At 63.8% G+C, this 13,732-nt stretch carries 12 protein-coding genes; 4 read left to right on the forward strand and 8 right to left on the reverse strand.

What is annotated here, in order from left to right; translation table 11 throughout:
- Window positions 1–50: 50 nt before the first annotated feature.
- Window positions 51–425, reverse strand: a complete 375-nt coding sequence (locus HYR72_26470; GenBank protein MBI1818545.1) for a prepilin-type N-terminal cleavage/methylation domain-containing protein — start codon at window positions 423–425, stop codon at window positions 51–53.
- Between the two features lie 303 nt (window positions 426–728).
- Here HYR72_26470 and HYR72_26475 point away from each other — a divergent pair, with 303 nt between their 5' ends.
- Entirely contained in the window at window positions 729–1,826 is a 1,098-nt protein-coding gene (locus HYR72_26475; protein MBI1818546.1) for a DUF1214 domain-containing protein, read from the forward strand.
- Between the two features lie 133 nt (window positions 1,827–1,959).
- On the forward strand, window positions 1,960–2,964 hold the full coding sequence (locus HYR72_26480; GenBank protein ID MBI1818547.1) for an alpha/beta fold hydrolase: 1,005 nt from the start codon (window positions 1,960–1,962) through the stop codon (window positions 2,962–2,964).
- 30 nt (window positions 2,965–2,994) lie between these two features.
- Here the strand turns inward: HYR72_26480 and HYR72_26485 are convergent, their stop codons facing one another.
- From HYR72_26485 to HYR72_26505, 5 genes are all read right to left on the reverse strand, one after another.
- Window positions 2,995–4,245, reverse strand: a complete 1,251-nt coding sequence (locus HYR72_26485) for a sulfotransferase (protein ID MBI1818548.1) — start codon at window positions 4,243–4,245, stop codon at window positions 2,995–2,997.
- Window positions 4,246–4,373: 128 nt separating this feature from the next.
- Window positions 4,374–5,363, reverse strand: coding sequence for a glycosyltransferase (locus tag HYR72_26490; protein ID MBI1818549.1), 990 nt, complete (start codon window positions 5,361–5,363; stop codon window positions 4,374–4,376).
- A gap of 102 nt (window positions 5,364–5,465) precedes the next feature.
- Window positions 5,466–6,998 carry an alkaline phosphatase family protein gene (locus HYR72_26495; protein MBI1818550.1) on the reverse strand — a complete coding sequence of 511 codons (1,533 nt, stop codon included), beginning with the start codon at window positions 6,996–6,998 and terminating at the stop codon, window positions 5,466–5,468.
- 129 nt (window positions 6,999–7,127) lie between these two features.
- A complete protein-coding gene (locus HYR72_26500) occupies window positions 7,128–8,459 on the reverse strand; it encodes an aspartate aminotransferase family protein (GenBank protein ID MBI1818551.1) in 1,332 nt (443 codons plus the stop codon).
- Window positions 8,460–8,523: 64 nt separating this feature from the next.
- A complete protein-coding gene (locus HYR72_26505) occupies window positions 8,524–9,267 on the reverse strand; it encodes a hypothetical protein (GenBank protein ID MBI1818552.1) in 744 nt (247 codons plus the stop codon).
- A 309-nt stretch (window positions 9,268–9,576) separates the two neighbouring features.
- On the opposite strand from HYR72_26505, the gene HYR72_26510 reads away from it, so the two are divergent.
- Together HYR72_26510 and HYR72_26515 are read left to right on the forward strand one after the other, a co-directional pair.
- A complete protein-coding gene (locus tag HYR72_26510) occupies window positions 9,577–10,704 on the forward strand; it encodes a PEP-CTERM sorting domain-containing protein (GenBank protein ID MBI1818553.1) in 1,128 nt (375 codons plus the stop codon).
- 214 nt (window positions 10,705–10,918) lie between these two features.
- Entirely contained in the window at window positions 10,919–11,425 is a 507-nt protein-coding gene (locus tag HYR72_26515) for a hypothetical protein (GenBank protein MBI1818554.1), read from the forward strand.
- An 89-nt stretch (window positions 11,426–11,514) separates the two neighbouring features.
- Here HYR72_26515 and HYR72_26520 read toward each other — a convergent pair whose 3' ends face one another.
- Together HYR72_26520 and HYR72_26525 are read right to left on the reverse strand one after the other, a co-directional pair.
- The gene (locus HYR72_26520) at window positions 11,515–11,778 is read right to left on the reverse strand and encodes a MoaD/ThiS family protein (protein ID MBI1818555.1); all 264 of its coding nucleotides are present in this window, start codon (window positions 11,776–11,778) and stop codon (window positions 11,515–11,517) included.
- Between the two features lie 30 nt (window positions 11,779–11,808).
- Window positions 11,809–13,692 (reverse strand): aldehyde ferredoxin oxidoreductase family protein, encoded by a 1,884-nt coding sequence (locus tag HYR72_26525; GenBank protein ID MBI1818556.1) that lies wholly within the window; start codon window positions 13,690–13,692, stop codon window positions 11,809–11,811.
- Between the last annotated feature and the right edge of the window lie 40 nt (window positions 13,693–13,732).

The raw sequence follows: 13,732 nt of genomic DNA on the forward strand, positions 1-13,732 counted from the left end.
TAACAACGGCAACTGCGTGCAGAAGTGTAACTGAGCGCCGGCGCGCGACCTCACTGGATCGCGCCGATCGTGCTGTCGTACGCCAGGGTGCGCGAGCCTTTCGATGAATGAGCCGTGCCGCTGAAGCCGGCGCTGCCGTTGGCTGTCATAACCAGAGTGACCGTGGGGGAGATTCGCAATCCATCAAGGAACGAGCTGCTCCCCGGCGCGGCGTCGGTGCCCGTCTTGTACAGTTGCGCGGTTGCAAAGTACGCTTCCTCCGCCGTGACGGCATTGCGCAGATCCGAGTGCGCTTGCGCGTCGTAGCCACGCTTCTGGTAGGAGGTGAACTGTTGGATCGCGATGGCGGATAGGATTCCGATGACCGCCACGATGACCAGCAGCTCGATGAGAGTGAAACCGTTCGACCTCTTCGCGTCGTGCATCGCGTTCTCCTCGAACAATCCAACGAGCAATGGCAGTGCCAGCTAGGCGATCGATCCGCGCTGTGGAGCGCTCCGCCCCGCGATCACGGTCTCGCCGCGCTCATTCGGTTCGTGATGTGCGCGGTACAATGCGGCGACACATCCCGCGCGCGAGCGTTTCGCCGCTTCTGGTGATACTGACGACGACGGCACGCGGCGCGCGCAACTGTATGGTGTGCCGGGTGCGATGCGACCTCGCCGTGGGTCTTCTGCGGCGGGGCGCGGCGATAGATGATCTGCTCGTGGTGTGAAGGGAGCGACGCGATGCCATCGACGTCCGTGACACAGAGCGGTGCGGCCTTCCGTGAGTTGCTGGATGTCTTGCGGGATGCCGACCAGAGCTTTCTCGCCGGCCCCCGCGGTGGCTTGGACGCGCTCGGGGTGGTGGAAGGCTATCGCCACCTCACCCATCTGCTCAGCTACGCGTTCGATCTCTATCTCGAAGGCGACCCGGAACGCCCGAGCTTCACCCCACTGGCGTCACCGACGCGCAAGATTCTCGGCGACAACGTCGACTCGCGCTATTTCTTTGCGCCGATCAATGGCGCGCGCGCCTATCGTATCCACGGTCGGCGAGGCAACGACGTGTATCTTGCCTTCTGCATCTACGGCGGCAAGCCCGACGGTGAATGGTCGGAGCGAGTGGTGGCGAACGTGTCGCAGCGCGAGATCACGTTCGCGACCGACGGCAGCTTTGAGCTGATCCTGAGCCCGACGGCACCGCGTGCGGGCGCGGCGAACTGGGTCGCGCTGGAACCCGACGCGGTGTGTGTCATCTCGCGCGAGTACTACACCGACCTCACCGCCGCGCAGCCGGCGCGCTTCGCCATCGAGGCGATCGATGCGCTGCCGCCGCCCGCGCCCCTCAGCGACGCGCTGCTGGCGGCGCGCTTGCGCGCGGTCGCGACGTTTGTTCGCCAGACCATCGAGTTCGCGCCCATTCCTCCGCTGCCGGCGACCAACATGCTGATGCCGCCGATGCCATGGAGCCCGACCGTGCGCGGTTGGGGCACGCCGGACAACATCTACGCACTCGGCGCTTTCGAACTCGAAGCGGATCAGGCGCTGGTGATCACCGGCCGCTCACCACAGTGCGTGTATTGGGGCGTGCAGTTGTGGAATCGCTACATGCAATCGCTCGACTACCGCTACCACCGCGTGTCGCTCAACGGGATGCAAGCCGCATTGGAAGCCGACGGGTCGTTTCGCGTCGTGATCGCGCAGCGTGACCCCGGCGTGCCCAACTGGCTCGAGACCACCGGCCACCGCGACGGGCTCTTCTTCTGCCGCTGGCTGCAAGCCGAGGAGTTACCCGCGCATCCGACCTGTGAGGTCGTGCCGCTCGCCACTCTACGCGGATGAGCGGCTGGACACGTGAAGCGATGCGAGACGCGACTTGAGATTCACACTGAAAGGACGGCGCGGCCCGAAGGCGGGCGGATCCTGGGGAGCGCTGCGACCGGACGAAGTGTCGCGCTCGACTGAGCCTCGCCGCGTGGAACCCGGCCGGGCGCGCGGGTTCGCGATCGGCCTCTTCATCGTGGCCGTTGTTGGACTCGTCGTTGCCCTGGTCGGCTTCAGCCCGCGCCTGTTGACGTCGACGATCCGCAAGCCGCTCACCCGCACGCCGCAAGATGTCGGTGTGGCGTTCAAGCCGGTCGAGTTCGCGCCGCCCGACGTGCCGATCACGTTGCGGGCGTGGTGGATGCCGGCGCCGCACGCCACCGCGGCGCTGATCCTGGTGCACGGCGGTGGCGGCAACAAGAGTTTAGAATGGATCGATGGTCTCGAACTTGCCCGCGACTTGGTCGCCGGAGGCTACTCGGTGCTGGCGCTCGATTTGCGCAATCACGGCGAATCGGATGCCGCGCCCGACAGCCGGGTGACGACGGGCAATGCGGAAGCGAACGATGTGCTTGGCGCGATTGCGTATCTGACGCAGCAGGGCCTCGCCCAGCGCTTCGGCATCGTCGGCTTCTCGCTGGGTGGCGCGGTGGCGCTGTACGCGGCGGCGCGTGATCCGCGCGTCGAGGCGGTGGTCACCGACGGGGTGTACGTCGATGCGCGCGGCGCCGCCTTGCGCAACGCGCAGGCGGCGACCGGCTGGCCGGCGTCCATCATTGATTTGATCCTGTGGAGCGCCGAAACCTTTCACGGTTACTCGTTCAAGCGCGATAGTACCCTCGACGCGATGTCGCACATTCAGTTGCTACCGGTGCTGCTCATCCACAACGAAGCCGACCCGATCGTGCCGGTGGATGATGCGCGGCATCTCTTGAGCGACTCACTCGCCGCGCAACTCTGGGTGACCCCGGCGCCTCCGCGTGATGCCCCGTTCTGGCGCGAGGCCGGGCCATGGGGCACGCACGTGCGCTGCTACCATCTCTACCCCAAGGAGTTCGCGACGCGTGTGCTCGCGTTCTTCGACCGTGTCTTTACTGGTCCGCCCGCATCGACGGGGAAGCGGTCGCCGCACCGGCGCGCCCGTGGAGTACGCTGAGTCATCGGGCTGCGCTTTCCCGGTGTTTGTCTAGTTGAGTGGCTCCGACTTGATTGCGTGTCGGGATTGATATGCGGCGTAGCGCTGACGCTCCGCTGTAGGATCGAGTCCCGCGTCGGCGATGGTGTAGCGATGCGCGCCGTGCTTGTCCTTGGGGTTCGCTACGAGAAAACGGCGCATGCGAGTCTCGGCGGCCTCGGTGAACGGCAGGTCGAAGTGTTGATAGATGCGCCGCACCATCGCGATCTCGTCGGCGATGAATTCGGCGAACTGCATGTCGAAGACGCGATCGTCCGGCAGGGCGCCGCTGTCGCGCACGGTCATGGTTTTCTGCAGGCCCGTCGCAAGCCGCGCGGTCCAGTCGGCGCCGATCGCGACCGGATCGATGCGATCGCTCGACATGCCGCGCAGCAACTTGACCAAGCTGGCGAGCGACGCGATCACCTTGAGCGGATCGCGATGGGTCTGGACGATGCGTGCGTCGGGATAAATCGCGAGCAGCGCGTCGAGCGCCCACAGGTGTGCGGGCGACTTGAGCACCCAGCGCTCGGCGGGACAGCGCCATTGCAGATACTGCAGCTGCCGGCGATGCGACGTATACACCGGTCGCATGTCCGTCTGTTCGAGCCAGCGCTGGTAGCTCGGGACGTTGTGCGTCGTATGGTAGATCATCGTCGCGAAATCATGCTGCGTGAGCGCGGCGCACTCCTGCGGCAGCTGCGCGCCCATCGGGTGCATCGACTTGAAGCCGGGGATGAGCTTGTCGACGCCGCTGAAGTGTTTCTCCACCTGCGCGATGCGCAGATCAGTCTCGTAGGTTGCGCGCTCCGGCGGCGGCCAGGGGTGCATGACCTCCCACGTCATCGGCACGCGGGTGGCCGGGTCTTGCGCGAGTAGTTCGTGCAGGATCGTCGTGCCCGTGCGAGGCAGACCAAGGATGAACAGCGGCCGCTCGATCGGTCGCTCGCCGATCTCCGGATGACGCTTATGCGTATCGATCATGCGCAGACGGTTTTCCAGCGTGCGAACGGCGTCGCTGCGGGCGATCACACGGCCGAGCATGGTAAGCGCGGCCTCATGCTCGAAGGCGTCGAGCAGGATGCGCAGCGGCTCGCGGAAGCGCTCGTCGCCGAAGTCAGAGAGGCCGGTGTTCCTTGCGGCCTGGTCCAACAGCGAGCGCTTGTCGAGGCGCACCAGCGGCAGGCCGGCCGCGCGTAGCGCTCCGCCGGCGGCGTTGAACAGCCTGAGTCCAAGTGGACGATAGGGTCGATAGGCACTCATCGGCGATTGGAACGCATCGGATGGGCTCCTACCCTTGGCCAGAAAGGATGTCCAGCGTGCCTCACCGCCGCGAAGTTGATGCGGCGAAGGGCTCGATGTCGTCGCTGAGCAAATTGAATCCTTGACGGTTACGTATGCTCCAGTTCGGCGAGGAAGGCTTCCCAGAAGCGCTTCGGCTGAGCGTCGGGGAAGAACCGCTGGATGAATGCGTACCCTGCGCTCGACAATTGTTGGCGTAGCTGCGGATCCTCAATTGCCCGCAGCGCGGTGGCGGCCGCGTCGGGCGTGTTGGCGACGAGAGCGGTTTCGCGGTTGCGCATGTAGAAGCTGGCGCCGCGGGCGTTGCTGCCAATGACGACGATCCCGGCGGCCATCGCCTCCATTCCAGGGAGTCCACAACCTTCGATCTCCGACGCGACCAGCAAGGCCTGCGGCCCGCGGAAGCGGGCGGCGAATTCGCTGAAGGGCACACCGTCGATCAGATCGAGCTTCCAGTAGCGGCCTCCGTCGTCGCGGTACCGGCGATACGCCGCTTGGATGAACTCCATGCCGTTCTTCCGCGGCAGGGCCGCGAGGCGGCCCGCGTCGCGTTGCTCCTGCTGGATGAGCGGAAAGCTCTCCGGATCGACGATGTTGGGTGCGAACGTTGGCTCCTTCCCCGGAAGGACGCGTCGGCAGCATTCGCTCATCAGCGGCGAGCAAGTCCACAGGCGGAGATCAGGACGTGCATGAACGAAGTCCGGGCGAACCAGGTTCGGATGCTGCATGTATACGACGACCCGGCCGACGACCTCGTCTGCAAGGCGCGAGTAAACGTCGGGAACGATGCAGACATCGTCGCGACGGCGGTCCGCCCACGCGACGAACGGGAGCTGTCCGATACCTCGCGAACGGTAGGTATCTCGTCCACTTCGCGTTGCCATCACTGCGGCGGCGCCGAGTGAGCGGGCGAGGGCGCACTGCCGCATGATGTTCAGCGTCCCGCCGAAGACCTCGGTGGTCCACAGGCCCCGCTCGTCCCCAAATCGCGATCCGAAACCGCCGCGGTGGTGCAAGCGCTCGCGGCTGCGAGCGACAATCCCGGTGCGAAGATCGGGAATCAAAAACAAGATTCGCATACAGCCGCCGCGAGGTTGTGCGGGCTGTCCTGAGGACAGCGCAGGTCGTGCGTCTCTCTGCTCAAGGCGTCTCCGATCGCGAGGTAGCCGGCTGCGTAGGACTCAGTGCGCGGGCGGTCCAACCGCCGGAATCGCTCGCCCTTCCGTATCCGGCAGCTGGATACCCAGCAGACTGGATATCGTCGGCGCGAAGTCCTCGAGGCGAACCGGGTCTGGAAGCAGCCCCGGAGTGACGTGTGGTCCGGCAGCGAAGAATATTCCTCGCATGGAAGGATCGTGATCGCCGCTGCGACCACTGACGACTACGGGCTCGATCCGGCCGATCTTCGGGGATTCGATCCACGACAACGATGCCTTCGACCAGCGCACGATCAGATCGGGAAATTCGCCGACGTAACCGGTGAAATCCATGTCCGCCGAGCTCACGATCTCGGCGACGATCGGGTCTCCGGATCGGCCATCCCGCAGTTGGTGTAGATCGTACGTGAGTTGCTCGATGAGTTCCGCGCACTGGCGGCCGGGTTGTACCATGCCGGTCGTTTCTCGACCGGCCAGATTGATTCGGATTCCGCCACACGTATCGTGAGTCGGAAGCCAAAAATATCTTCGGTTCCTGCGCTCCGCGTCAACTCGATCCCTCAAGTGTCCGCGACCAAAGCGCTGTCGAACTGGCGCCAACCCACGTCGGAGAACGTTCGGCATGAAATCAGAAATGGCTCGCGCCGTCGCCAACCGCCGCGCGCGTCTTTCTTCGTACTGAGGATGGCGCCCGGTGAAGCCATCCAAGCGCCGGAGGATCTCGTCGAAAACGGGGAGCGCGTCGAAGGCGGGCCCCATGCCATGGCTGGAGAGGAATAGAACGGTCGAATCAATGTCCACGAAGCGGAGAGTGGCACCCAATGCGCGATCGATCGCTACATAAATTTCCTTGATTGTTCCACCCAGAGTTGCTGCCGCATCGGGATCATGCCGAGAATTTGTGACGTCGTACAAATGCCAGAACCGGTGGCCGGCGCAATGAGTCTCGTCGAATACGGAGAGAAAGAGATCCCAATCTTCGCCAGCGAGATAGTGAGAAGTCATGTCACGCTTCCGCTGAACACGACGGATCAGGCGTTGTCGAAGGTCACTCAAAGCGGATGTCGTACACTCGAAGCCCTCGCAGTCCCCGACCGGGTCGCAACCAAACCGGGAAAGGAGATCCTCTGCGACCTCATGGGGGAGTGTGCTGAGGTCGTTCTGACTATCGTGCTGGCCCCAGTCGGCCACGTGCAGGCCGTTGATGGTTTCATCGAGACCGCAGTAAGGTACGTTGAGGATCGCAGCTCTCTTCCTCTGCCAGTCAGGGCCTGACCAGAATGGATTCGTTTGGCAGGCGGGCCGAAGAGGTCGATGGACACAGGTGGTCGGGTCGTAGAGAGTGCGCAAGTATTGCCCGTGACGAGCAGGGCTCACGCCGGTGTAGAAGTTTGGCCACGATGCGCCGCTGAAGAACCGGGGCGGGTTGAGCACGTGGCCCCAAGCACCGCGAGCCCGTAGCCGCGCGAGATTCGGGAGGTCTCCCGATTCAATCCAGTCGTGGATGAGCTTGGGCTCCATCGCGTCGACACCAAAGACAAGGATCTTTGCCGGCACTCGTGCTCCTTCTCAACCGCGGGACGCAGCAACCTTACGAGATTGAGCGCACCGGACTCAAGGCCCTCCGGTAAAGTCTACCGACACTTGGTACGATGGTCGGCACGGTTGAAGGTAAGGCGTCGGGTCTCACGTCACGCGCGCGACGGCGCTGCTGATCGCTGCTTCGAGGCTGGTGACGAGGTGCTCGATGTCCTCGTCCGTGATGATGAACGGCGGGCCGAGAGTAATGACATCGCGTGCCGGGTCGCTTCCGCCAGGGTAGAAGAAGCTGCCGTGCGCGAGTCCCGCCGCGACGACCTTGGTGGTGAGATGCACCTCGCGGGGAAACGGCTCGAGGGTGGTACGGTCCTTCACGAGTTCCACGCCCAGCAGCAAACCGCGACCGCGGATGTCGGCGACGTGGGGATGCGATTCGAGCGTGGAGAGCCGCTCGCGCAACTTGCGTCCCATCTCGGCGGCGCGTTCGACGAGATGCTCGCGTTCGAGAATGTCGAGCACCGTGTCGGCGACGGCACAGCACGCGGGATGGGCGGAGTAGGTGTAGAACATCAACTCGTCGCCGCGGGCCGCGATCGGGGCAACGATGTCGTCGCGCGTGAAGATGGCGCCCATCGGCGCGTAGCCGCTGGTGAGGCCTTTGCCGCCAACGAGAATGTCGGGCGTGACGTTCCAGTGCTCGACCGCAAAGCGCCGGCCGGTACGACCGAAGCCGGTCATCACTTCGTCGGCGATCAGCAGGATGCCGTGACGGCGGCAAATGTCGGCGATCTTCGGCCAGTACTCGTCCGGCGGCACAACGGCGCCGATGGTCGAGCCGACGATCGGCTCGGCGACGAACGCGGCGATGGTGTCGGCGCCTTCACGCTCGATGATGCGTTCAAGCTCGTCGGCGCAGGCGACGCCACAATCGGGATAGCGCATGCCGAGCGGGCAGCGCAGGCAGTAGCACGCCGGGGCTTTGGGAACATCGGCGAGCCACGGCTCGAAGCCGACGCGGCGCTTGGTATTGCCGCCTATGGAAAGCGTCGCCAGCGTGGTGCCGTGGTAGGAAAGATCGCGCCCGATGACTTTCCAACGGCTCGGCCGCCCGGCACTCACGTGATGCTGACGCGCCAGGCGAATCGCCGCGTCCATGGACTCCGAGCCGCCACTGGTGAAGAACATACGGGTCAATTCAGGGGGCAACCAGCGCGCGTGTAAGCGCTCGACGAGTTGCACGCGACTGTCGGTGGCAAACGTCGGGACGACGTAACTCACTTCCATGCAGGCGCGGGCGTAGGCCTCTGCGACTTCGCGGCGGCCGTGGCCGATGTTGACGACGATGGCGCCGCCGGCGGCATCGAGAATGCGGCGGCCGTCGGGCGTGATCAGATACGCCCCCTCCGCGCGAGCGATCGCAAAGGGTGTCGAGCCGGGACGAGAAATGAACGGGTAGGCTTGGCTACGTTCGGAGTTCATGCCGGGCATGCTGCGCGAGCAGCGTGCCGCGTGTCAAGGTTACTTGAGCGGCGACGGCGATCGCTCACGCCGCGCGGCGCTGGCGATACAACCCCCAGCCGAGGAGCGCGATGGTCAACACCAGCATCCCTTGCCAGCCGGCAACCGGTGCGGTGTCGGCGCGGATGACTCCCTCGTGCACAATGAGGTTCGCGACCCGCTGTCCATCGATGGCCAGCGTCATGAACTGTCCCGACGTGGGCATCGTGAAATTTGAGTGTGATGTGCTGTGCCAATTCGACAGACCCGCGTTCGTGAGTCCCGCCATGATGGGATGAAGCGAGTCGACGATGAACTCCGTGTTGCTGCCGTCACCGGTCAGACCAATCGCATTGCCCAACGGTGCCCAGGCCAACGAGCTGGTGCCACCTTCGGTGACGAGGCCGCCGCCCATGTTGACGAACTTGAAGACGGCGCCGGCGGAACTGGTGAAATTTTCCGCTCCCAAGAAACCCGTGATATAAATCACATCGAAGTTGCTCAGTGTCTGGCTGAAGAACTGTGACTGACCAATCGCCGTGATCTGAGTGAACCCGGCGTTCTGCAGCATGGTCAATCCGCCGCAGCCAGCGTTGACGAGCAGGATGCGCGGATCGTTGCCGTTGCCGGCCCAGCGTACCGCGTTGGCGGCCAACTGCGGCGCTTGCGGATGAGAAGTGTGGCAGGCCGGGTCCAGTCCCATGTAGACGAGCCGTCCCGCGTGCGCCGTTGTCGCACTGGCGAGCGTCAACCCCACCACCGTCACCACCCCGAGAATCGCTTGCCGCATATGCATCGTCCTCCAGCATGTGGCCCGTAGCGTGTCCGAGCGGCGCTTGTCAACCTATCGCTCCAAATGTCTCGCCCACGCATGACCAAGATCAGTGCGCTCTCCGCTGTTCATCGTTAACAAAGACATGGTTTCCGCTGCCCATCGCCAGCGAACGGGGCTACGCGGATGCCAGAGGGAGAGCGCGAGATGAATCCTTATCTTCCGCATTTGCACCGATCGACGTTGTGGCCTTACCTCACGCTCGTCGTCCTTGTGTTTTGCGCAGTCGCTGCCGGTTCGGGGGTTGCTCAAACGACTTTCGGATCGTTGAGCAACTTCGACGTCTTCAACACCACCGGGCAAGAATGCCACGGCTTCGAAATCGAGGTGGACGGCGTCTCGAGCGCGGACGTTTCCTTTACCTTCGGCAGCCCTTACCAGCGCTATGGAGACCCGACGAAGTTGGACTTCGCGGGCGGGGTCTATATCCGCTACGAGAGCCCTTACGATGCGGTGAACCACGTGTTCACCCAGGCCACTCCGCTGGCGCCCAGTGTGATTACGCCCACCGGCGGTCACGCCTGCTGGACGGGTGGGTCGGCCAACTATCTCACGAGCGGCTGCGAACACTTCGGTTTGGGCACCACTCGCAATCCGACCAACACCGTCTATCGATGGCTGATCGCCGATCCCAACAACCCCGGTGCCTTGCAACCGGCTGGCACCAAGGTGAGCATTCCGGCGCCGATTTGGAACGTATCGCCGCCGCCGCAACTTGGCGGCAATCCGGTCGTGCAAGCGGTCCTTCCCGCTGAACCACCGGAGGCGAACGCGCAATACGGTGATGCACATTGGGTCAAGGTCTTCGTGACCGAGTCGGCGGACCCGGTCGAGCTGCATCATCTCGTCACTGATGATCCGCTGGTGCCGCAGGAGGCGGGTGAAACGGAAATCGAATGGGCGCTCTTGCAGGCCGGGCCGAAGGCGAACAATGAACTGGTGAACGAGGGACAGATCGGCGCCGGCCACGAGTCGGTCACGCGCCGGTACGAGTTCTACGAGTACACGGGAGCCTATGACGCCGAATCGCACGAGGCGTTGCCGGAAAACGAATCCAACCCGGTGGCTGGCGATATCGGCAACTACATCGGCGCGCAGATGGCGGCAGTGAATTTGGCGCCGATGGGGCTCGCGACACCGACACCCACTATGACCCTGGCGACGACCCCGACGCCGTCCGTGTCGCCGACCAAAACCCCACGTCCCTGTACTGGCGACTGCAATGACAGCTACAGCGTGACGGTGGAGGAACTCGTCATTGGGGTGAACATCGCGCTCGGCGCTTCACCGATGAGCGACTGCCCGCCGTTCGACACCGACAACAGCGGCACCGTCACCGTCGATGAACTGGTGATCGCGGTGAACCTGGCGCTCGGCACGTGTCCCGCAAACTGAGTCGGAGAGCCGGGTTGCCCTCGTAGCGATCTCATCCGTCAGCTCCGCTGGCAGTTGGGCACTGTCGTAGTAAGTAGGAACCCCATGACGGTGAATCGCGCGTCGGGGTCTCTCGGACAAGGCGTGGCAACGCCTTCTGAATCGTGCTATCGAGCCTGCACCCTTCGGCTGACTTTGGGCGAGAGGGCGCACCGGTAGCTCGGAGGGAGGCGATATGCTGTCGACCAAGTTGACCGCCGCAGTGACGGTGATCCTGCTATCCCTGGCCGCACTCGCTTCGGCGCAGGTCCCGCCGTTTACCGTGTCAAAAACGGTAAGCCGCACTAGCAGCCCCGATATTGATGTGGGGTGCGCCGGTACCGCCACCAGCATCAAGGTGCGTGCGGGCACCGATCTGGTCTTTTGCTATCAGATCATCGACAACCGCACGTCCGGTGGTTGCCTCCCGTTATCCGTCAGCGACGTCATCGACGGTCAGTCGAATCCGGTCGGTAATAGCGGCGTATGCCCGGGCTCGACTGCCAGGTTTGAACAGGGCCATTCCGTCGAGAAGACCGAGGTCGACACCGGAGTTTTCACGGTTCCAGGCTTTCTGCCGCTCACCGCGCAAGCGACCGTATTCGTCGAAGATCTGAAGGCGCCCACGCTCTCATCGGCCGGAACCGGCGCCACGATCGCGCTACTTCTCGCCCTCGGAGCCTTTGCGCTTCGGCGCGCGTAGCTTGCTATTGCACGTCGCTCGCCCGACATCACCGGCGAGGTCTACGCGTGGACCACTTGTGCGGATGCGCGTCAGTGCGCAGCGCGCACTCACCCGCCAGCGGCGGCCTTGAGGAAGGTGACGGTGTCGCCATCGGCGAGCGGGGTGCTCATGCCGCGCTTGTGGTTGATCAGTACGCCGTTGACCGAGACCGCCGCGATGCGGGTGAGTTTCTCGAACGCATCGCCGCGCTCGCCGAATTTGTCACGCGTGATGCGCACGACATCTTGGACCGTCGGCGCCGCTTCCACTTCGAACCGCCGCGTGCCCAACGCCTTGCTCATGTCGTAGGTGAGTTCGATCGTGATGCTCATGGTGCGCTCCCTCGCGGAAGGATTCTCGAACTACACTCTGACCTGCAATCGCTCCAGCGTGCGCACGGTGGGGACACCGTCGGCGCTCCAGCCGCGATTCTTGTAGTAGCGCGGCAACAGTTGCGGCAGCGGATGGCCGCTGGTCATGTCCTTGAACGTCGACTCGTGCAGCATGCGCGGCGGCAACGTGTCGTCGCCGGTCGTCATACCTTCGCGCAGGTTGTACATCCGCTCCAGGTTGAAGATGCGGCCGCCGATCTCCTGCAAATGTCCCGACGAGAACGTCTCGCCGGTGATGTACGTCAACCACTTCTCGAACCACATCATCGGCCGGCCCTTGATCCGCATCACCATCGGCAACAGCGGTCCGCTGTTCTCGAACAGCGTGGTCGCGAGTTTGTAAGTGAAAGAGTTCGGACTCAAGTTGTGCACGGCCTTGGGAATCATGCCGTAGGTGGTGAAGATGCATAGCACCATCGAGTTGATGGCGCAGGCCAGGTTCTGTTGCACCACCGGAATCTCCGCCTTGAGTTTCAAATTCTGCGGATTGATCGTCAGCGGCCCCGTCGATTCCATGTACATGCTCGCGCCTTGCACGTGGCATCCGCCGCGATTGGTGGTGGCGTACTCGACCCCCTGTGCGAACGAGCCGCGCGGATCGTACGCGGAAAGTTCGAGGCCTTTCACGTGCATCGCGAAGTCATGGCCGCCGTACTTCGCGCTCATGCGTTTCACACCGTCGGCCAAGTCGTTCCCCAGTCCGCGGCGATGGCCGATGTCTTTGATCATGTCGCTGATGCCGCTGGGATCGCCGAAGCGCAGACCGGCGTCGAGCATGCCGCGCTCCTGCAACTCCATCGCGAAGCCCAGCGTGCAACCGAGACTGATGGTGTCCATGCCGAGATCGTCGGCGAGGTAGCTCCACTCCGAGACCTTCTTCAGATCCGGAATTTCCAAATTGCTCCCCATCAGCCCGACGGTCTCGTACTCCGGCCCTTTCGCGCGCCCGACGCCCTCGACCATCACGTCGCGTCCGCACGTCACCGGGCAATGAATGCAGCTCGACTTCACTCCGACCAGCTCGTGCTCCTCCATGTGCTCGCCGGAGATACACATCGCGTCTTTGAAATGACCGTACTTGAAATTGTGTGTCGGGATGATGTTGCGCGCGTTGGTGGTGTTGACGATGCCGGCGGTTCCAAAACGCTTGAGCGACTCGCCCAGCACCGGGTGATCGCGGAACAGTACGCGCACCGTTTTGGTGTACTCCTTGAACTTCTCCTCGTCGTCCATCTCCAACTTGCGCGAGCCAGTGGCGGAGATGGCTTTGAGGCGCTTCGATCCCATCACCGCGCCGACCCCCGTGCGCCCCGCGATGCGCTCGTTGGAGACGATGCCGGCATAGAGCACCAGGTTCTCACCCGCCGGTCCGATTACAGCGTGATGCTTTTTCTTGCCGAGAACTTCCTGCGTCGCGTACGTGCCCTTGCCCCAGAGATCCGCCGCGTCGATGAACTTCACCTCGTCGCGATCGCCGTCGATGTCGAGGCGCACCGGCTTGGCGGACTGATGCTTAACGATGACGATGTCGATCCCGGCGCGCTTCAAACCGTAGGCGAACGAGCCGCCGCACGCGGCGTTGCCGATGCCGCCGGTGAGCGGGCTCTTGCACACCACGGCGAAGCGGTTGGACTGCGGTGCCACCGAGCCGTTGAGCGGGCCGGTGGCGAAGATGAGCGGATTCTCCGGACCGAGTGGATCGATGCCGGGCGCGGTCAGGTCGTAGAGCAAGCGCGTGCCGTACCCCTTGCCGCCGATGTAGAGGCGGGCGATGTCCTCGTCGAGCGGTTTGAAGACGAAGGTCTGATTCGCCAGGTCAACTTCGAGCACGCGGCCCGCGTATCCTTTGATCATGCACACCTCCGGCGTCTCCGTTTGTACTCGCTCCGCCGCG

Source organism: Deltaproteobacteria bacterium (genome assembly GCA_016178705.1).
Classification (GTDB): Bacteria; Desulfobacterota; Binatia; order HRBIN30; family JACQVA1; genus JACOST01.

Excerpts from the sequence above, each read along its gene's own strand:
- HYR72_26490 (MBI1818549.1), bottom strand. The coding sequence starts at position 5,363 with ATGCGAATCTTGTTTTTGATTCCCGATCTTCGCACCGGGATTGTCGCT.
- HYR72_26520 (MBI1818555.1), bottom strand. The coding sequence starts at position 11,778 with ATGAGCATCACGATCGAACTCACCTACGACATGAGCAAGGCGTTGGGC.
- HYR72_26525 (MBI1818556.1), bottom strand. The coding sequence starts at position 13,692 with ATGATCAAAGGATACGCGGGCCGCGTGCTCGAAGTTGACCTGGCGAAT.
- HYR72_26475 (MBI1818546.1), top strand. The coding sequence starts at position 729 with ATGCCATCGACGTCCGTGACACAGAGCGGTGCGGCCTTCCGTGAGTTG.
- HYR72_26505 (MBI1818552.1), bottom strand. The coding sequence starts at position 9,267 with ATGCGGCAAGCGATTCTCGGGGTGGTGACGGTGGTGGGGTTGACGCTC.
- HYR72_26485 (MBI1818548.1), bottom strand. The coding sequence starts at position 4,245 with ATGAGTGCCTATCGACCCTATCGTCCACTTGGACTCAGGCTGTTCAAC.
- HYR72_26515 (MBI1818554.1), top strand. The coding sequence starts at position 10,919 with ATGCTGTCGACCAAGTTGACCGCCGCAGTGACGGTGATCCTGCTATCC.
- HYR72_26470 (MBI1818545.1), bottom strand. The coding sequence starts at position 425 with ATGCACGACGCGAAGAGGTCGAACGGTTTCACTCTCATCGAGCTGCTG.
- HYR72_26500 (MBI1818551.1), bottom strand. The coding sequence starts at position 8,459 with ATGAACTCCGAACGTAGCCAAGCCTACCCGTTCATTTCTCGTCCCGGC.